We start from the raw sequence: 15,901 nt of genomic DNA, 5'->3' as shown, positions 1-15,901 counted from the left end.
GGGCCGAAAACTCTAGCATGGAAGTTCAAACAAAAAGAACCACAGGAGTACCCCATGGCAGGGCGCATCGTGCTCCTTCTTGCCTGTCTGTTTTTAGTGCCCCCGGTTCACGCCGAGCTGTCAGACAGCAAGCGGGCGCTGATTCAGGAGTTGTTTCCCTCGGCAACGGTCATTGAAGACAAGCTGCCCGATTTTCCCGTGTACCCGGTGTATCAACTCCAGGAACTGCTCGGCTATGCCTACGAAACCGCAGACCATAGCCGCCTACAGGGCTTTGCCGGCAAACCGATCAGCATGCTGATCGGCCTCGACAGCAAAGGGCGTTTCACCGGCATCAAGGTGCTGAATCACCACGAGCCGGTCTTTCTCCATGGCCTGGGCGAAGCCCCCCTGTTCGACTTTGTAGACCAATACGAAGGGCATTCGTTACAAGAGCAGATTATTGTCAGCACCTCCAACTCCAGCCGTTCCGGACGAACCAGCGACGGCAACGTGGTGCACTTTGACGGTGTCAGCAAAGCTACGGTTTCGGTCCTGATCATCAACGACACCGTGCTCTCTTCAGCCCTCAAGGTGGCCCGCAAGAAACTCGAGGGCTTTGCCCAGAGCGCACCCACACGGGCGAAAGCGGATTTCTACCAGCCCATGTCCTGGCAGCAACTGGTGGATCGCGGTTACATCGGACACTGGCAGATTGCTGCCGAATCCATCGAGGCCGAGCTGGGCCGGCCTCTTTCAGACTACCCCATGGACATCGAACCCGCAGACGGCGAACCTTTTACCGAGCTTTTCTTCGCCTACATCAATTCGCCCATGGTGGGACGGAACCTTCTCGGAGACGATGGCTACCAGCGCCTCATGCAACGGCTGGATGACGGCGCGCAGGTTCTGGCCGTCATGTCCCGGGGCGCCTTTCCCCACGTTTCCCGCGAGTTCGTTCCTGGCAGCTCTCCGGACCGTGTTGGGCTCACCCAGAACAACCTTGCCGTGGAAATGCGCGACCTCAACCTGCTGGACCAGAATCTCGATTTCCGGGCGGCCGGCATTCCGTCATTCGATGCCGGAAACCTGTTCCGCGTGGGCGGTAACGCCGGCTTCAACCCCGGGGCGGAAGCCAATCTGAAGCTCAACGTAGAACTGGCCCGCAATCACCTGATGGTGGACCGCACGTCCCTGAATATCCCGGTCCGGTTCAACGAAGAACTGTTCGAAACCGTCGAGGTTGCTCCCAACCCGGAGGACACCCGTCAACCGGTCTGGATCGGCCTTTGGAAAGAACGTTGGTGGCAGATTTCACTGCTGGTAATCGGCCTGACCGTTCTGACCGTGTTCTTCGCCCGCCAGAAAACCCTGAGCCGCAACCCGAAGCTGGTACACGGGTTCCGCTGGGGATTTCTGTTCTTCACCCTGTTCTTTATCGGCTTCTACGCCCAGGGCCAGCTTTCGGTGGTTAACATCTACACCCTGTTCCTGGCGATCTGGGACGGTTTCTCTCTCAATGTGTTCCTGCTGGATCCGATCATCTTTATTCTCTGGGTGTACACATTCATAACCCTGTTCATCTGGGGCCGTGGCCTTTTCTGTGGCTGGCTTTGCCCGTTCGGGGCCCTGCAGGAAATGGCCGCCTGGCTTGGCGAGAAACTGAAGTTCCGCCAGATCAAAGTGCCCGAGCAATGGCACCGGCGCCTGATTCTACTCAAATATCCGATCCTGCTGGCCCTGGTGGGCACCGCTTTCTACTCCCTGACCGTCGCCGAAAAAATGGCGGAGGTGGAACCATTCAAAACCAGCATAACCCTGTTTTTCGTTCGCTCCTGGCCCTTCGTTCTCTACGCCGTCGGCCTGCTTGTGATCGGCATGTTCATCCACAAATTCTACTGCCGCTACCTGTGCCCGCTGGGCGCAGGCCTCGCGGCGCTCGGCCGGTTACGCTTGTTCAGCTGGCTGGACCGGGTTGAGCTCTGTGGCAACCCCTGCCAGCACTGCAAGAATGAGTGCGGTATCAATGCCATTCGCAAGGATGGCCGGATCGATTACGACGAATGCATTCAGTGCCTGGAATGCGTCGTTATTCTCGAGGACGACACCCGGTGCGTCGACAAGCGGCTCGAGACCAAAAAACGATCAAGACAGCCGAACATACTGGCAACGGACGCGGGCTGACCCGTCCCGTTGCCGTACGCCCGGCTTACTGCTTCTTCTGCCATTCAAACTTCTTGAACGGCTCATCAACGGGCGTCTCCGCAATGTGGTTGACGTAGTTACTCATGACTTTCTGGGACAATACCAGAATCACTTCCAGTACCTGGCGGTGCTGGTAGCCCGCTTCATAAAACGCGACCAGATCCTCTTTGCTGACATTGCCGTGTTTGCGCATGACCGCGAGAGTGAAGGTTCTGAGCGCCTCGAGCTTGTCGCTCGGCAGCGGCGTTTCGTCCCGCAGTGCATTGGTAATGTCGTCAGACACGTCCATCATTTTGGCAATCCCGGTATGGGCCGGAACGCAGTAATGACAGGCGTTTTCCACGTTGATGGTCTGCCAGACGACGGTCTTTTCATCATTGTCAAAGCTGCTGTCCAGCACCAGTTGATGCAGTTGCTGGTAACCCTCAAGGATGCCCGGCGCCTCCGCCATGACCGCATGCAGGCCAGGAATCATGCCGAACGCCTTGAGCGAGTTGTCCAGCAATGGTCTGGATTTCTCCGGTGCCGTGTCTTTGTCGTGAAGGGGGAAATCTGTCATTGCCAACTCCTTTATTGAATGCTTGCTCAATTAATACTTCAGGCTAACTGTTATTGAGCGATCATTCAATATATAATTGAGCGGTCATTCAAATCACTACGATGGTGAATTGTTGTTATGGCCAGACACGCACGCTATGACCGAAAAACCGCTCTGGAAAAGGCCGTTGGCCTGTTCTGGGAGAAGGGCTATCACGGCAGCTCCATGAAGCAGATCGAGCAGGCCCTCGATATGCGGCCGGGCAGCATCTACGCCACGTTTGGCAGCAAGGACGGTCTGTTTTCAGAAGCACTGGCCGCCTATGCGGAACAGGGCGGCCGGGAGTTGGCCGTTCACCTCAAGGGTTTTGATTCCATTGTTGACGGCCTTCAGGACTATCTGCGCGGCATCGCCTGCAGTTGCGGCGACGGAAGCGCGGCACCCTCACGAGCCTGCATGATCGTGAAAACGCTGCTGGAATCCAGCAATACGCATTCGGCCCTGGCGGACCAGGCCAACAGCATTCTAGCCGCGATCGAGGGATCTCTTGCAGACCTGGTAGAGCAGGCTCGGGTGAAAGGGGAGCTGGCGCAATCCGTAGACAGCCGTCGACTTGCCCGGCTCCTGCAGGCGCAGATCATGGGCCTGAGATCCATGGGTGAACGCAATCTGGATCCGCAAGCCATGAAAGACCTTGGTGACGATATGGCCTCCATCCTGGACGGGTATCGCACCCAACATTAAACCCGCTTTTCCTTCTGCGGCTCCGGCGAGCGCGCCACCCACAGGTTCGCGAGCGCCAGGCCGGAAGGAAACAGCACTTCCGTAGAATTGTATCCACGGGTCCGGGCGCGTTAACATTATTGCCCGGCTCAGGCCCCGCCCTGTTTCCCGATCGAATTCCGGCTTCTCGTCTGGTTCCGAGTGAGGACAGCCAAGCATTCTCGCCTGAAGAGTGCTTGGCTCTCTTCACTTACAGGTCTGATTGGTATGGATAACCTTCATCACATTGTTGTGGTCGGCGGTGGCGCCGGCGGTCTCGAACTTGTTACCAGCCTCGGCAACAAACTCGGTAAAAAGGGAAAAGCCAGAATCACGCTGGTGGATTCCGGTCTGACCCACGTCTGGAAACCCCTGCTGCACGAAGTTGCCTCCGGTTCCCTGGATGCCAGCGCGAACGAGATCAACTACCGCGCCCATGCCCGCAAACACCACTACGAATTCCAGCTCGGCCGCATGAGCGGACTGGACCGCGATAGCAAGAAAGTGGTCATAGCCCCGTTCCACGATGTCGACGGCACAGAGGTCGTTCCCGAACGCCATATCCCCTACGACACACTGGTGATTGCCGTGGGCAGCACCGCCAACGACTTTGGCACGCCCGGCGCCCAGGACAACTGCCTGTTTCTGGACAGCCTCAAACAGGCCCGGCGCTTTCACAACCTGATGCTCAACGCCTTTCTGCGCAAGAATCACGAGGCGTTGCAGGGGGCTGAGCATACCCTGAATATCAGCATCATCGGCGCGGGTGCCACCGGTGTGGAACTGGCAGCAGAATTGCGACTGGCGTCCCGCGAGCTGCCGGTGTACGGCATGAACCACCTTCAGCCCTCGGACGTTTCCATTTCCGTGATCGAGGCCGCCGACCGCATTCTTCCCGCCCTTCCTGGCCGGCTGTCTGCGGCGGCCACCAGGGAGCTGGAACACCAGCGGGTGAAAGTGCTGACCGGCCAGCCGGTAAGTGAAGTCAGGCCCAGTACGGTCGTGATGAAAGACGGCACCGAATTACCCTCGGAAATGACCATCTGGGCAGCAGGCATCAAGGCCCCGGCCTTCCTGGCCGAGCTGGAAGGTCTGGAGGTGAACCGGAGCAATCAACTGGTGGTGGAACAGACCCTGCAAACCACCCAGGATGCCAATATCTTCGCCTTCGGCGACTGCGCTGCCTGTCCGCAACCGGATTCCGACCTGCCGGTTCCCCCCCGGGCCCAGGCTGCGCACCAGCAGGCAGACACCCTGTTCAAGACCCTCTGCAACCGCCTGGACAATGGCGAGGCGGTGCCCTTCGTCTACAACGACCACGGTTCGCTGATCAATTTCAGCCGCTACACCACCGTCGGCAATCTGATGGGCAACCTGTCCGGCCGCAGCATGTACATCGAGGGCAAGGTGGCCCGCATGTTCTACCTGTCCCTCTACCGGATGCATCAGGTAGCCCTGCACGGCATGTTCCGCACCGGGATTATCTGGCTGATGGATAAAATCAGCCGTGCCATGCAACCCCGACTCAAACTACACTAGAGATACAGTCGAGCGGCAATGAAGTGGAGCGGGTGAAGGGAATCGAACCCTCGTATGCAGCTTGGGAAGCTGCCGTTCTACCATTGAACTACACCCGCAAAAAAGGGCCGCGAAAGCAATATAAGCGGTCCGCCCGGCAATGGGCAAGCATTCTGTCTGGAGCAACAATGGATCCCACCCTGACTCTGATTGGCGCCCTGATGCTGGTCATCAGTATTGTGCTCAGCCCGCTTTCCAGCCGGGTGGGCATGCCGGTGCTGCTGATCTTTCTGGTGGTCGGCATGATGATGGGCGAGGACGGCCCGGGTGGCATCCAGTTCGACGATTTCGAGCTCGCGTTCCTGATTGCCAATCTGGCGCTGGGCGTGATCCTGCTGGACGGCGGCATGCGCACCCGTGCCGAAACCTTCCGCGTGGGGCTGAAACCCGCCCTGGTGCTCGCTACGCTCGGGGTCGCGATGACCGCCGCTGGTGCCGCAGTTGTGGCCTGGTGGGTGTTCGACCTGCACTGGCTGACGGCCCTGCTGATTGGCGCCATCATCTCATCCACCGATGCCGCCGCCGTGTTTTCACTGCTTCAGGGGCGGGGCCTGCACCTGAACGAACGGGTCAGTGCCACCCTGGAGATCGAATCGGGCAGTAACGACCCCATGGCGATTTTCCTGACCCTGATGCTGGTCACGCTCATCGGTAACGATGGCGACCACGCGGGCTGGGCGGTCTTGACCATGCTGGTGCAGCAGTTCGGTGTCGGCGCCGTTGCCGGGATCATTGGCGGTTTCGCCGTGGTTGAGCTGGCCAACCGGATCCGCCTGACGCCTTCGCTGTATCCCCTTCTGGTCGCCGCTGCTGGCATCTCGGTGTTTTCTGCCACAAACGCCCTCGGCGGCAGCGGATTTCTCGCCATTTATCTGACCGGCGTGGTGATCGGTAACCGCCATGTCCGGATGATGCCGATGATCCTGCAGGTACACGATGGTCTGGCATGGTTGGCCCAACTGTGCCTGTTCCTGATGCTCGGACTGCTGGTAACGCCCTCCGATCTGATTCCTCTGGCCGGCGGCGGGTTGATCCTGGCCCTCTCGCTGATCTTCATTATCCGCCCGCTGACGGTCATGCTCACCCTCTGGCCGTTTGCCTTCAATCGCCGCGAGCTTGGTTTCATCAGCTGGGTCGGCCTCCGGGGTGCGGTGCCGATTGTACTGGCCCTGTTCCCGATCATCGCCGACTTGCCGGAAGCCCAACTGGTCTTCCACGCGGCTTTCTTTATCGTGCTGGTCTCGCTCCTGGTTCAGGGCACCACCATGACACCCCTGGCCCGGAAACTTCGCCTGGAAGTTCCGGCCGGAGAGGATCCCTATCGAAGGCTGCCCCTGGATGCGCCGGCCGCCGGCGACCATGAATTGATGCTGTTCCCGCTGCGGGGCGAAATCTGGGAGACGCCGCGGCGGCTGAGCCAGCTGCGGCTTCCTGAGAACACGGCCGTCGCCGGCGTCTTCCGGAACCGGGTTTGCCTGCAGCCGAAAGCCGATCTGGAAGTTTCCAGTGGCGACATGGTGGCGATGTTCGCAACCCCCAGTGTGCTGCCCGAGCTCGGCAAGGCCCTGAGCGGCCGCCACGCGCCCAAGTACCTGGCTGAACGCGCATTTTTCGGAGATTTTGTGCTCAACGGCGATGCCCTGCTGGGTGACGTCGAGCAGGTTTATGGCATTGAATTCGACGATCTGCCTCCGGAACTGTCCCTGGCTGAATGCTTTGCGAGGCGCACCAAGGGGCACCCGGTTGTCGGTGACGTGGTTACCCTTGGCCCGGTAACGCTGGTGGCCCGGGCCACCAGTGCTGACCAGGTAACCAAGGTGGGACTGAAGATGGACAATTCACAAAATGGTTGATCAGCGAACCAGATAGCCAAAAAAGTTAACAAAACCCCTTAACAGATCCCTTGCGGGCTATGGTATAAAACGCCTGTACAAAGATTAATCATTGGTAAGTTAAGGACATGAGCATTTTCCGCGCCCTATTATCCAGCCTCGCCCTGCTCTGCATGGCGGCCGCTCCAACCGCCGTTGCAACCGAGCTGCTGGCCAAGGCCGACACCCGGATGCCGGTTGCCACAATGTATGAGCCCGCGGAAATTCAGAACGTCAGTAGGGTGGTGGTTCGCAAGGGAGAGCGCCGTCTGTACCTGATGGATGGCGAGGACGTGGTTCGCAGCTACCGCATTTCCCTGGGCGACAATCCGGAAGGCCACAAGCTGTACGAGGGTGACGAACGCACACCGGAAGGCGATTACACCCTGGACTGGCGCAATGCCGAGAGCGATTTCTACAAATCCATCCACATCTCCTATCCCAGTGAGCGGGATCGGGAACTGGCATCCGCCTGGGGCCTGGACCCCGGTGGCAGCATCATGATCCACGGCCTGCCCAATAACGTGGGCGACATGGCCTTTGCCTATACCGGCCTGGACTGGACCGATGGCTGCATCGCCGTCACCAACGAAGAGATGGACGAAATCTGGCAACTGGTGTCCAACGGAACCCCTATCAGCATTCACCCATGAGCCAAACCTGACAGCTGCATTAAGTTGTTGTCATATGCTTAGCAAATTTACGTATCTGTAGTTAACATTCCCGCTTACAGTGTTTTACACTGTTTAACGACTCCGGTAGTCATTGCCTGACAAACGTTGCTGCGCAGGTTGACAGGAAGTCGTCTATACTGACTTTCGGATCACAGGAAATAACTCGACCAATAAGGGGATTTACAATGCGTAAACTGACGATCGCCGGGATTGCACTGGCCACTGCTCTGACTGCAGGTTGTGCCACCACTGACCAGGGCGCTATCGACGAAGCAAATGCAACCGCCAGCTCCGCTGAGCGCACTGCAGAAAATGCACTGAACACCGCTAACAGCGCTGCAAGCTCTGCACGTACTGCCCAGCAGACTGCAGAAGAAGCTCTGGCCGCTGCCAAGGCAGCCCAGAAAGCCGCTGACGAAGCAAACGAGCGTGCCAAGCGTATGCTCGAGCGTGCCAGCCAGAAATAAGCTGATACGCAACAGAGAGGCCGGCATTGCCGGCCTTTTTTATGCCCCGGAATCGGGCTTTTCCGGTTCGGATTTATCCGGCGTAAAGGGCTTGTTCTCCTTCAGGAACGTGGTCATCAGTTCCATGGGCAGAGGGAACACAATAGTGGATGAGTTTGTGTTGCTCATATCCGCCAGGGTCTGGAGATAACGCAACTGCATGGAACCGGAATTGGTAGACATGACATCCGCCGCTTCCACCAGCTTTTTGGATGCCTGCAATTCGCCTTCGGCGTGGATGACCTTGGCACGCCGCTCACGCTCGGCCTCCGCCTGGCGGGCAATGGCACGAATCATCGATTCGTTGAGATCCACGTGTTTGATTTCCACATTGGCCACCTTGATGCCCCATTCCTCCGTCTGGGCATCGATGATCTCCTGGATATCGGAATTGAGCTTGTCCCGTTCTGACAGCATTTCATCCAGGTCGTGCTTACCCAGCACCGACCGGAGAGTTGTCTGGGCAAGCTGGCTGGTAGCGGAATTGAAATCCTCCACCCGGATAATGGCCCGCTCCGGATCCACGACACGAAAATAAAGCACGGCATTCACTCGCACCGTCACGTTATCCCGGGAAATGACATCTTGGCTGGGCACATCCAGAGTGATGACCCGCAGGTCCACCCGCACCATCTGCTGAATGCCGGGAATCACAATGATCAGCCCCGGGCCTTTAACACCCTGGAACCGACCGAGAAAGAACACGACGCCCCGCTCATACTCCGGCAGGATCTTGATGGCCGAAGCGAGAATCAGCAGTAACACCACCGTGGGTGCCAAATAGGGAATCAGATCGCCAATCATACGGCCTCCTTGTATTGCCGTTACTTTGTCTGCCAGGTCAGCCGTTGTCCGGAATAACCCTGACGGTTACCGTCAAACCCTCGATTGCTGTCACCTGAACCCGGTCACCTTCGTTGACCGGTCCTTCGCTGATGGCGTTCCACCGCTCACCGCTCAGACGGACGTGGCCGCGAAAATGACCATGGTCTCCGGAGAAGTCATCCAGCGCCACACCTTCCTCGTGGGTAATCTGTTCAGCACCACTGACCGGATGCCGTCGACGCAGCCCGATAAACCGTGTCACCGTCCACAGGATAAAACCGGCAGCCACGACGGCCGTGCCGCCAATGGTCGGCAGGGAAATATCCCGGTGACTGCCGTCCATCAAGATGATCGAGCCAGTCACGAAGGCGACAATCCCGCCAACCCCCAGTATCCCGAAACTGGGCACAAAAGCCTCGCCCACGATGAACGCCAACCCGAGCAGAATGAGGGCCAGGCCGGCATAATTCACCGACAGGACCTGGAAGGCGAATAGCGCAAGGATCAGCGAAATCGCGCCAATCACGCCGGGCACGACGGCACCGGGGTTGGCCAGCTCGAAGATGATGCCGTAGAAGCCGATGATCATCAGAAAGTAGGCCACGTTCGGATTGGTAATCACCGACAACAGGCGGGTCCGCCAGTCCGGCTGGGATCTGACGATTTCCATATTGGCCGTGTTCAGGGTCCTGTCGCCTGACGCCATGCGAACGGTGCGTCCATCCACTTGCTGCAACAGATCCCGGAGGTTGGGAGAGACCACATCAATGACGTTCTTCTCCAGCGCGTCTTCGGCACCGAGGTTTACAGCCTCACGGACGGCCTCTTCAGCCCAGTCGGCGTTGCGACCATGGCGTTCGGCCAGGCCGCGGATGTAACTGACCGCGTCCTCCAGAACCTTTCGCTCCATGGCGGTGCCTCCGCGCCGTTTGCCTTCGTCGTCGCTGGCTTGCCGGTCGCTGTCGGATGACGAGTCGGAGGCGGAATCCGAACCTTCCTCGGATTTCGGGGCTTCGGAGGCCGGATCGCTCTCGGGTTCAGGGCTACCCGGCAGCCCACCCATCTGGACCGGCGTGGCCGATCCCAGGTTGGTGGCAGGCGCCATGGCGGCAATGTGACTGCCATACAGAATGTAGGTGCCTGCGCTGGCAGCCCGGGCGCCCTGCGGGGAAACATAGGTCGCGACAGGAACGTCGGAGGCCAGGATCACCTTGATGATGTCCCGCATGGAATCCATCAGGCCGCCGGGCGTATCCATTTCGATAATCACCAGACCGGCACCCTCGGATTCCGCGCGGCGGATGCCCCGGGTCACGTAGTCCATGGTGGCTGGGCCGATAGCCCCCTCAACGGTGAGTACCAGAGCAGTTTCGGAGGATTTCTGCTGGGCAAAAACCTGATGGGCCAGGGACGCCAGCGCTAGCAGCACACCTGCCAGGAATACCAGAGCCCAGGCCCGGAAGCGGGCGGGATTCTGTGATCGCATGGGACGGTGTGCCTGCATAAAGCCTCCCCGGATCCGGAAGAAATTCAACTTGATACAGATACGATGGCAGCGGGGCCGCGGTTCTGTCCTACACAGGCCGGCAACCGTGTTCAGCGCACCGCATCAGAAGTATAGCCGCTGCTCCGGCTCCTTGGCCGATTCCGGCGACTTGTCTTCCACGGTCTTGTCGGCGGCCATCCGGGTCACCCGCTCACCAATCATGGTCGGCAGGCCATCCGCCTGGTCGACGGCCAGTTCAATGGCACCGCGTTTGACCTCGACTTCCGGATGACGGCTCCGGAAAGCTTCAACTTCAGCGAACACCTGTTGCCACAAGCGCTCTCGATCTTCGCGGGGGTAGTCTTCATGGGGACGGTGGACTTCCAGCCAGACCTCGCCATCCGAAAAACCGATCTTGACGGCGTCGTGGACAACCTGGACCGGCGTGCCCTTCTCGACCTGATACACGAACCGGGAGATATCCTCGTTGTACATCCGGAAACAACCATGGCTGACCGGCATGCCGACGCCAAATTTCTTGTTGGTACCGTGGATCAGATAGCCTTTTTCACTCAGGAGCAGGGCGTGGGTGCCAAGCGGGTTGCCGGGGCCGGGCGGAATCATCCTGGGCAGATAGTCTCCGGACGCCTCGTACTCTGCTCGAATGCTCGCAGGCGGATACCAGGCCGGGGACTCAAGTGGCATGGTGACCTCGGCATCGGTCAGAGGCGACGGATTCTCTGCCGTGCCAACGCCCACGGGGTAAACCTGCACACCCTCATCGGTGAAGTAATACAGGCGGTACTCGGCAAGATTGATAACGATGCCTTCCCGCCGGGCGTCCGGCAGCACGTACTGGCGCGGCAGGGTGATGGTGGTGCCGTCGCCGGGTAGCCAGGGGTCCACACCAGGATTGGCCTTGACCAGCTCCAGGTACCCCATGGCCAAACGGTTACCAATGGCGGCAAAGGTGTCCTCATAACGGGTTTCAAAAACACCGAGCTCTCCGGCCAGATCCCCCTGGACAGGGAATGTGGGCACACGAGGGCTTCGATCCGGCTCCTCGGGGGATTCCGGGTCGCTGGCAGCATCCTGAGCCTCCGCAAACACGGCGGTCGGGAACACCAGAAACTGTGCCAGAGAAAAAACCGCTAAAAATCTGAACCACATAGAAAACGTTCCGAAAGCATCAGGCAACCGGGTACAGTGACAGCAAGTACCCTCAGGAGTTCATATAGGTCGCCCATACTGTTACGACGGCAAGCGCCACAAACAACACACTTGCACCAATCCGCGCTGTGGCGAGGGGCAACCTCTCCATCAGCCAGCGTCCCGCCATGATAACCGGTATATTGGCCAGCAGCATACCCACCGTGGTGCCCAGAATAACCCAGAACGTCTCGGTAAACCTGGCAGCGAGAACGACGGTCGCAACCTGCGTCTTGTCGCCGATCTCCGCCAGAAAGAACATGATGGTGGTGGCCATGAACGCCCCCATGCCCAGGAACTTTGAATCATCGCTGTCGTCCTTGTCCGGTACCAGCAACCAGAGCGCGATCGCAACAAAACTGCCGGCCAGAATCCACGGCAACCAGGCTTCCGGAATGAAAGAAGCGACCCAGGCACCGAGCCAGGCAGATAAGGCGTGATTGAGAACCGTTGCGACAAAAATGCCGAGAATAATAGGCAGGCGGGTGGCGTATCGGGCAACCAGGAAAAGCGAGAGCAACTGGGTCTTGTCACCAATTTCCGCTATGGCAACAGCAACCGTCGAAGCGAGAAAAGCGTCCATGAAAAACTCCAGGGCGGATAACCAGACATGAGGCAGCCCACCTTCCGCCCAATGGAGGTGAAACCGCCTCAGGTCTTGCCAATATCACCGGTGTTGCGGTGAGACATGATAGCCATGGGGATTTGGCCCCAAGTATGTTGACTATCATCCGCTCGGACATTCCGATGCGGAGGCTACTCCCCTGAAGAGATGCCGGCATCATAATGAATCCGGCGCGGGGCCGCAACCACAGGTCTTCCTAGACCCGCATTCGCCACACCGGGATCGCCGCAACCGCTACGAATGCCGCTACCAGCCACCAGGCCGAGTGGAACGCGTTGATCGTGGGCATCCCGGAGGTGTGCTCACCAAATTCAATGGTCAGTGCCACCAGGTTAACGCCAAAGGCGCCACCGAGCTGGCGCATGAAGTTAAGCGTGCTCGAGCCGGCCCCCAGCTCCTGTGGTTCCAGCGGATTCAGGGCGCCGGTCGAGAGGGCCGGGAGCATGAAACCGATACCGATGCGGCCCAGCACTGTCCAGAGCACCAGCCAGCCAAAGGCGAGCTCAAGATCGGACAGCGCGAACAGCACGGCGGAAAGGGCAAATGCCCCAATACCGAACACCACCAAACCCCGGGCACTGTGCCTGTCGGCCATACGGCCCGCCAACGGAAACGTCATACCCAGGACAATCCCCGCGGGCAGCATCAGCAAACCTGCCTCCGTCGCACTGAAGCCCAGAGCTGTCTGTACGAATAATGGAATGAGGTAGGTGGATCCGAACAGCGCCAGCCCCAGTGCCATGGCACCCAGGCAGGCGAAAACAAAGACCGGCTTGCGCAGCAGGGCAATGTTCACCAGAGGATGGGCAGTTTGCCGCTCACGCAGCACGAAGAGCAGCAGCCCGCCGAGGGCCAGTAGCCCTTCGATCAGGATCCAGCTCTTCTGGCCTGCCGCCTGTTGCAACCGGTTCAGAGCATCGAGCGACAGGGCGATGGTAAACCCGAGCAATACAAGGCCGGGGAGATCAAAGCGATAGGGGGCTGGCCGGGACACCGGCAAGGGCAGGAAGCGCCAGGCCATGAAAACACCCAGCAACGTGACCGGAGCCGGTGCAAACATCACGTAGCGCCAGTCCAGCTGATCAACCAGAAAGCCTCCCAGCACCGGACCGAGGGCCGGGGCCAGAATCACCCCCATACCGTAGATACCCATGGCCTGGCCGCGGCGATCGCGGGGGAAAATCCGGAACACCAGATACATGCCCATGGGCTGCATCAGGCCGGCCATGGCACCCTGGCCGATCCGGGCGGCGATAAGCTGCCCCGGCGTCTCGGCAAAACCGCCGGCAAGGGAAATCAGGGTAAAGAGAAACATGGCTACGGCAAGGGTCTTGCGAACCCCGAAGTGATCCAGCAGCCAGGAGGAGGCCAGCATGGTGGTGGTCATGGCGGCGATAAAGCCCGTTGCCAGCCAGTGAACCTGGCCCTGGCGAATGCCGAACTCCACCATGATATCGTGCAACGCCACGTTCACCACGGTGGCGCTGAGCACGGTGGCCATGGTGCCTATCATCACCGTGGCCACTGCCAGCCAGCGCCAGCGATCCCCGTAGCGGGCTTTCAGGCCCTCAACTGAGTTATCAGCCAAGGGTTATTTCTGCTTTTCGGCGTTTTCCAGGATCTTGTGGAAGACCTTCACGGTGCACTCGATCTCTTTGTCGCTGATGCCTTCCAGCATTTCCTCGCGCAGCACCTCGGCTCGCTCGGAAAGGTCATCCATAAACGCCCGCCCGGCGTTGGTCAGATGCAGCCGCCGCGCACGGCGATCGTTCGGGCAGGGCCGGCGCTCAATCAAATTCTGTTGCTCGAGACTGTCCAGCAGTCGCACCAGAGTCGGATTCTCGATCGCCATCAGGCTTGCCAGCTCACGCTGTGTGAGGCCCTCACCGCCTTTTTCCAGGTACACCATCGTGCTCCAGCGCGCCTGGGTGACGCCCAGATCCTTCAGGCGCTCGTCCAGCATTTTTCTCCAGCGCCGGGTAACCCGCGCTACCGCAAAAGGAAACTGGTCTCTCATTTGTCGTCACTCCATATCAAAAGAGGGCTTGGCCCGGGCCGGGCGCTGCCACGCCTTCGGCCAATTAATCACATTATCGGAAAGTCACCAATAGTATGCTAACCATTGTGATAAAAACAGATACGGAAGTAAAAACAAAATCGGGGAAAACCGAAAGCAGCGTCAGCTCGCCTGACGCTGCTCTTCGTGCATCTCCTCGACTTCGGGAGACTCGTGGAACTCGCTGTTCCGCGGATCGATTTCAGCAAGCACCGGCGACGCTTCCGGCATGGCAGGCACGAAGTGCTCCTGATCTGCGACGGCAACGTCCTCGGTATGACTGATCCGGTAGCTGGTAATCACGGCCAGCAGCAGCAGGAAGCCGGCATTACCGAAGAACAGGCCTTTCGGCCCCAGGAGATTGATCAGCTCCGCCATGACAACCGGCCCGATGACACTGCCAACGCCGTAACTCAGCAACAGCGTGGCGCTGGCCGCCACAATACGGGTGCTTTCCATACGGTCATTGGTGATGGCCACGGCTACGGGATACAAAGCGGCTGAAAGCCCCGTGAACACACCAACCAGAAGAGTCAAAAGCCACGCATTTTCGGCCCCGAGAACTCCGACACCGCCTGCGGCTGAAGCCGCTACCAGAGCGATCCAGAACATCACGCGGCGCCGGTCGAAACGGTCGCAGAGCCGGCCCAGCGGCCAGGCAAGGATCATGGCCGCGACAATGGCACTGGCCATGAATGTGGATGTCCGTGCAACGTCCAGCCCGACCAGTGTTGCGTACACCGGCCCAAGCGCATAAAAGCCGCCAATCATGACGCCACAGATCAGGGCGCCGGCAACACCGGAAAAGGATTCCCGTGCCAAAGTGAAAATAGAGATTCGCTGAACCTGCTCAATGACGGGCGCTTCCATTTTGGTCAGTGCCAGCGGCATCAGCGCCAGCGCCAACAGAATTGCGGCAATCGAGAAAGGCATGAAATTGGCGGGGTCACCGATATTTACAATGAGCTGGCCGCCGGCGGCGGACAGATAAAAAACAATCTGGTACACCGCAAACAACGCACCGCGGTTGGCATTGGTGGCACGGCTGGAGAACCAGCTCTCGATGACCACCAGCACACCGGCAATACTGAACCCGGAGAGTACCCGCAGAACGGCCCAGAAAATCTCGGAAACAGCCATCGGATAGAGTAACGACGTCACAGCGGCAGCAGCGGCAAACACCGCGAACGCCCGGATATGACCAACCCGGCCGATAATCCGGTGAACATAGAGCGTACCCAACACAAAACCGATGGAATAGCAGACCAGAATCCAGCCGATAATATCTGGCGATATCGCCTCGATACTCAGACGGATGCCCAGCAGTGTCATCAGGAATGCATTGCCACTGACCAGCAGAATAATGCTTAGAATCAGGGCAGACAGGGAGGTGACCATTCGGGTCATTACAGCGGCTCCGGGCGTTACAGGGTATTCTGGATTGAATGAAAGACAAAATAGCAGCAAGTCCCGGACTTTGCCGGCGACGTATTAGATCAGTAGCGGGAAGTGAAGCCACTAGGCACTTCCCGAAACCTGTTAACTGCATCACAAAAACCCGCAAAGGCCGCCGTGTAGCGGTTTAAC

14 protein-coding genes, 1 tRNA gene and 1 riboswitch are annotated in these 15,901 nt (G+C 58.9%); of the genes, 6 read left to right on the top strand and 9 right to left on the bottom strand.

Going from position 1 to position 15,901, the window contains the following annotated elements; all coding sequences use genetic code 11:
• Positions 1-54: 54 nt before the first annotated feature.
• The gene (locus HP15_RS18955; RefSeq protein ID WP_041645895.1) at positions 55-2,163 is read left to right on the top strand and encodes a NosR/NirI family protein; all 2,109 of its coding nucleotides are present in this window, start codon (positions 55-57) and stop codon (positions 2,161-2,163) included.
• 25 nt (positions 2,164-2,188) lie between these two features.
• On the opposite strand, the gene HP15_RS18950 is transcribed toward HP15_RS18955, so the two are convergent.
• Positions 2,189-2,743 carry a carboxymuconolactone decarboxylase family protein gene (locus HP15_RS18950; protein ID WP_041645893.1) on the bottom strand — a complete coding sequence of 185 codons (555 nt, stop codon included), beginning with the start codon at positions 2,741-2,743 and terminating at the stop codon, positions 2,189-2,191.
• 117 nt (positions 2,744-2,860) lie between these two features.
• On the opposite strand from HP15_RS18950, the gene HP15_RS18945 reads away from it, so the two are divergent.
• Together HP15_RS18945 and HP15_RS18940 are read left to right on the top strand one after the other, a co-directional pair.
• Positions 2,861-3,466 carry a TetR/AcrR family transcriptional regulator gene (locus HP15_RS18945; RefSeq protein ID WP_014578954.1) on the top strand — a complete coding sequence of 202 codons (606 nt, stop codon included), beginning with the start codon at positions 2,861-2,863 and terminating at the stop codon, positions 3,464-3,466.
• A 246-nt stretch (positions 3,467-3,712) separates the two neighbouring features.
• Positions 3,713-5,023 carry an NAD(P)/FAD-dependent oxidoreductase gene (locus tag HP15_RS18940; protein ID WP_014578953.1) on the top strand — a complete coding sequence of 437 codons (1,311 nt, stop codon included), beginning with the start codon at positions 3,713-3,715 and terminating at the stop codon, positions 5,021-5,023.
• 24 nt (positions 5,024-5,047) lie between these two features.
• Here the strand turns inward: HP15_RS18940 and HP15_RS18935 are convergent.
• Positions 5,048-5,121: transfer RNA gene (locus HP15_RS18935), tRNA-Gly, on the bottom strand.
• A 69-nt stretch (positions 5,122-5,190) separates the two neighbouring features.
• Between HP15_RS18935 and HP15_RS18930 the strand changes: the two genes are divergently transcribed.
• From HP15_RS18930 to HP15_RS18920, 3 genes are all read left to right on the top strand, one after another.
• The gene (locus HP15_RS18930) at positions 5,191-6,915 is read left to right on the top strand and encodes a potassium/proton antiporter (protein ID WP_014578952.1); all 1,725 of its coding nucleotides are present in this window, start codon (positions 5,191-5,193) and stop codon (positions 6,913-6,915) included.
• A 107-nt stretch (positions 6,916-7,022) separates the two neighbouring features.
• Positions 7,023-7,586: a L,D-transpeptidase family protein gene (locus tag HP15_RS18925; RefSeq protein WP_014578951.1), complete on the top strand. Its 564-nt coding sequence runs from the start codon at positions 7,023-7,025 to the stop codon at positions 7,584-7,586.
• 206 nt (positions 7,587-7,792) lie between these two features.
• Positions 7,793-8,074: an Lpp/OprI family alanine-zipper lipoprotein gene (locus HP15_RS18920; RefSeq protein ID WP_014578950.1), complete on the top strand. Its 282-nt coding sequence runs from the start codon at positions 7,793-7,795 to the stop codon at positions 8,072-8,074.
• Between the two features lie 39 nt (positions 8,075-8,113).
• Here HP15_RS18920 and HP15_RS18915 read toward each other — a convergent pair whose 3' ends face one another.
• The 7 genes from HP15_RS18915 to HP15_RS18885 form a co-directional block, all read right to left on the bottom strand.
• Positions 8,114-8,917, bottom strand: coding sequence for a slipin family protein (locus HP15_RS18915; RefSeq protein ID WP_014578949.1), 804 nt, complete (start codon positions 8,915-8,917; stop codon positions 8,114-8,116).
• A gap of 37 nt (positions 8,918-8,954) precedes the next feature.
• Entirely contained in the window at positions 8,955-10,442 is a 1,488-nt protein-coding gene (locus HP15_RS18910; RefSeq protein ID WP_041645892.1) for an NfeD family protein, read from the bottom strand.
• Between the two features lie 105 nt (positions 10,443-10,547).
• Complete coding sequence (locus HP15_RS18905) at positions 10,548-11,594, bottom strand: L,D-transpeptidase family protein (RefSeq protein WP_014578947.1); 1,047 nt, start codon at positions 11,592-11,594, stop codon at positions 10,548-10,550.
• A gap of 52 nt (positions 11,595-11,646) precedes the next feature.
• Positions 11,647-12,216, bottom strand: a complete 570-nt coding sequence (locus HP15_RS18900) for a TMEM165/GDT1 family protein (RefSeq protein ID WP_014578946.1) — start codon at positions 12,214-12,216, stop codon at positions 11,647-11,649.
• Positions 12,217-12,219: 3 nt separating this feature from the next.
• Positions 12,220-12,403, bottom strand: a riboswitch (yybP-ykoY riboswitch).
• 51 nt (positions 12,404-12,454) lie between these two features.
• The gene (locus tag HP15_RS18895; protein WP_014578945.1) at positions 12,455-13,846 is read right to left on the bottom strand and encodes an MDR family MFS transporter; all 1,392 of its coding nucleotides are present in this window, start codon (positions 13,844-13,846) and stop codon (positions 12,455-12,457) included.
• A 3-nt stretch (positions 13,847-13,849) separates the two neighbouring features.
• Entirely contained in the window at positions 13,850-14,275 is a 426-nt protein-coding gene (locus HP15_RS18890; protein ID WP_008176821.1) for a MarR family transcriptional regulator, read from the bottom strand.
• Between the two features lie 162 nt (positions 14,276-14,437).
• Positions 14,438-15,721, bottom strand: a complete 1,284-nt coding sequence (locus tag HP15_RS18885; protein ID WP_014578944.1) for an MFS transporter — start codon at positions 15,719-15,721, stop codon at positions 14,438-14,440.
• Positions 15,722-15,901 lie beyond the last annotated feature (180 nt).

Source organism: Marinobacter adhaerens HP15, from assembly GCF_000166295.1.
GTDB lineage: Bacteria > Pseudomonadota > Gammaproteobacteria > Pseudomonadales > Oleiphilaceae > Marinobacter > Marinobacter adhaerens.
The sequence above is the reverse complement of the archived record's forward strand: the minus strand, read 5'-3'. Positions and strand labels throughout refer to the sequence as shown.